Raw genomic sequence first — 2,747 nt, forward strand, 5'->3', positions numbered from 1 at the left:
CCCGGACGCCCTCCCGACCTGGCCCCCGGTTCCGCCCCGACGTTCACGGTCCCCTTCCCGGACGGGCAGACCCGCACCCAGACGCTGCAGTGGCGGCCCGACGACCAGATCACCTTCCTGTCGTCGGGGGCGATGCGGTTCGACCCGCCGGGCGGCCGGGGTGCGCATCCAGTCCGGGCGCAGCGCGCGGCTCAGCCGATCGAGCGCCGAGCGGTCCAGCGGGTGCGCCATGCACCCACGCTAGAGAGCGCGGACGTGCCCGGTCAGCACTGAGTTTCGAAGCTGTGGATAACGACCGTCAACTTGACGCAGCGGCGGCGGGCGCCGACGAGCTGGTCGAGGAGGTGGACTTGTCCGACGAACCGGACTTCTCCGACGACGACGAGGACGAAGACGATTCCGATCCGTTCGTGGAACTGCCGGACGTCGACGAACTCTTACCGGATTCCCGGCTGTCGGTACGGTAGAAGCCGCTGCCTTTGAAGACCACGCCGACCTTGCCGAACACCTTGCGCAACCGTCCGTCGCACTTGGGGCACTCGGTCAGCGAATCTTCGGTGAACGCCTGCACCACGTCGAACTTGTTGCTGCATTCGGTGCACGCATAGGAATAAGTGGGCACTCAAACCTCCGAGGTGGTCAAACTTTTTAGCACTCTACCGGCTCAAGTGCTAGAACCGCCAGCCGGGCCCGGCCATTCCCCGTCACTCCCGGCCACGGCCGAGCGTCACCAACCCCTGACCTGGGGTCAGCGCGTGGGTCATCCGCACATCGTGCGGTTCGGAGGGCAGATCGTCGACGAGCTCGTCGTCGCGCACCACCGCGACCAACGCCGTCCCGGCGCCGGCCAGGGGCAGGGTGCGGTCGTAGTAGCCGGCGCCGCGACCCAACCGGGCGCCGCCGCGGTCGACGGCCAGGGCCGGAACCAGCACCGTGGCCGCGATTCTCACCTCGTCGGCGGGTAGCCACGGCGGGGGTGGTTCGCGGAGCCCGAACGGCGCCGGGACCAAGGCGCCGGGCGTGTGCCGGCCCCACCGCAGCGGAAGGGGGGTGCCGTCGGCGTCCTCGCGCGCCACGGGAAGCAGCACGGTGCAGCCGCGACGGACCAGATCATCGACCATGGCGACCGATCCCGGCTCGGAGCCGACCGGGATGTACGCGCACACCGTCGTCCCCGGTGCCACCAGCGCGGCCAGATGGCGGGCCAGCTGCACCGCCTCGCGGTCACGTATTTGCTGGCTCAATGACCGACGGGCGCTGGAGATTTCGCTGCGCACTTCTGCTTTCGTCAACGGCACCGACTAGTCCTCGGAACGACGGGGTAAGGAGAGAACAACCGACTCAGAGAGGTTAGTGTGTGAACGATGAACCGGCCTGAAGTTGCCATTCCGCGCACCGCGGTCGTCCCCGCAGCGGGGCTGGGAACGCGTTTTCTTCCCGCCACCAAGACGGTGCCGAAAGAGTTGCTGCCGGTGGTCGACACGCCCGGCATCGAGTTGGTCGCCGCGGAGGCGGCCGAAGCCGGCGCCGAACGTCTGATCATCATCACCTCCGAGGGCAAGGACGGCGTCGTCGCGCACTTCGTCGAAGACCTCGTGCTGGAGGGCACCCTGGAGGCCCGCGGCAAGAAGTCGATGCTGGAGAAGGTCCGGCGGGCGCCCGCGCTGATCAAGGTGGAGTCCGTCGTCCAGGCCGAACCGCTGGGTCTCGGTCATGCGGTCGGCTGCGTGGAGGACAGTCTGTCGGCCGACGAAGACGCGGTCGCGGTGTTGCTGCCCGACGACCTGGTGCTGCCCACCGGCGTGCTGGAGACCATGTCGAAGGTGCGCGCCAAGCGCGGCGGCACGGTGCTGTGCGCGATCGAGGTGGACCGCGAGGACATCAGCGCCTACGGCGTGTTCGACGTCGAGGAGGTTCCCGACGCGGCGAACCCGAATGTGCTCAGGGTCAAGGGCATGGTCGAGAAGCCGAAGGCCGAGGAAGCGCCGTCGCTGTTCGCCGCGGCCGGGCGCTACGTGCTCGATCGGGCCATCTTCGATGCGCTGCGGCGCATCCCGCGCGGCGCCGGCGGCGAACTGCAGCTCACTGACGCCATCGCGCTGCTGATCGAGGAGGGCCACCCGGTCCACGTCGTGGTCCACCGCGGTTCTCGACACGACCTGGGAAATCCCGGAGGCTACCTGAAGGCTGCGGTTGACTTTGCGTTGGAGCGGGACGACTACGGGCCTGAGTTGCGCCGGTGGTTGGTCGAGCGGCTGGGCCTCGCTCCGGCGACGTCCGAGCAGTAGCGGCTGCGATCGAGCGCATCCGCCGGACCGATCGGTCGACGCCAGCCCCTGCAACGTGAGAAAGGCGTGCCGTGCGTTCGGTGGAGGAGCAGCAAGCCCGGGTAGCAGCTGCGGCGGTGGCGCCGCGGCCGGTGCGGGTCGCGATCGCCGAATCCCAGGGCCTGATGTGCGCCGAAGAGGTGGTCACCGAGCGTCCGCTGCCCGGTTTCGATCAGGCCGCCATCGACGGCTACGCCGTGCGCAGCGTCGATGTCCTCGGCATCGGGGCGCCGGCCGAGGGGGAGGGCGCCGACGGTGACGCCGACCGCGACGAGAGCCGACCGCGGGAGATCAGCCTTCCGGTGATGGGCCTGATCGAAACCGGGCAGCGGACGCTCGGTGACCACCTCTTCGGCGCACATCAGGCCCTGGGATTCGGCGATCGCGACCCGCACCGGCCGCGGCGCCACCGCCGCAGCT

The 2,747-nt window shown here is 69.3% G+C and carries 3 protein-coding genes and 2 pseudogenes; 3 read left to right on the forward strand and 2 right to left on the reverse strand.

Annotated features, from left to right (window positions below; translation table 11 throughout):
* Window positions 1-156: pseudogene (locus ASJ79_RS35195) on the forward strand (hypothetical protein); the annotation flags it as partial.
* Between the two features lie 142 nt (window positions 157-298).
* On the opposite strand, the gene ASJ79_RS31390 reads toward ASJ79_RS35195, so the two are convergent.
* Window positions 299-622 (reverse strand): FmdB family zinc ribbon protein, encoded by a 324-nt coding sequence (locus ASJ79_RS31390; RefSeq protein ID WP_082753988.1) that lies wholly within the window; start codon window positions 620-622, stop codon window positions 299-301.
* Window positions 623-704: 82 nt separating this feature from the next.
* Complete coding sequence (locus tag ASJ79_RS21980; protein WP_067959893.1) at window positions 705-1,298, reverse strand: 5-formyltetrahydrofolate cyclo-ligase; 594 nt, start codon at window positions 1,296-1,298, stop codon at window positions 705-707.
* Window positions 1,299-1,364: 66 nt separating this feature from the next.
* On the opposite strand from ASJ79_RS21980, the gene ASJ79_RS21985 reads away from it, so the two are divergent.
* Window positions 1,365-2,288, forward strand: coding sequence for a UTP--glucose-1-phosphate uridylyltransferase (locus tag ASJ79_RS21985; RefSeq protein WP_067959895.1), 924 nt, complete (start codon window positions 1,365-1,367; stop codon window positions 2,286-2,288).
* Window positions 2,289-2,359: 71 nt separating this feature from the next.
* Window positions 2,360-2,747 (forward strand): annotated as a pseudogene (locus tag ASJ79_RS21990) (hypothetical protein); the annotation flags it as partial.

The organism is Mycobacterium sp. NAZ190054 (genome assembly GCF_001545925.1).
Taxonomy (GTDB): domain Bacteria; phylum Actinomycetota; class Actinomycetes; order Mycobacteriales; family Mycobacteriaceae; genus Mycobacterium.

Coding starts and splice junctions, on each gene's coding strand:
- ASJ79_RS21985 (WP_067959895.1), top strand. CDS start 1,365: ATGAACCGGCCTGAAGTTGCCATTCCGCGCACCGCGGTCGTCCCCGCA.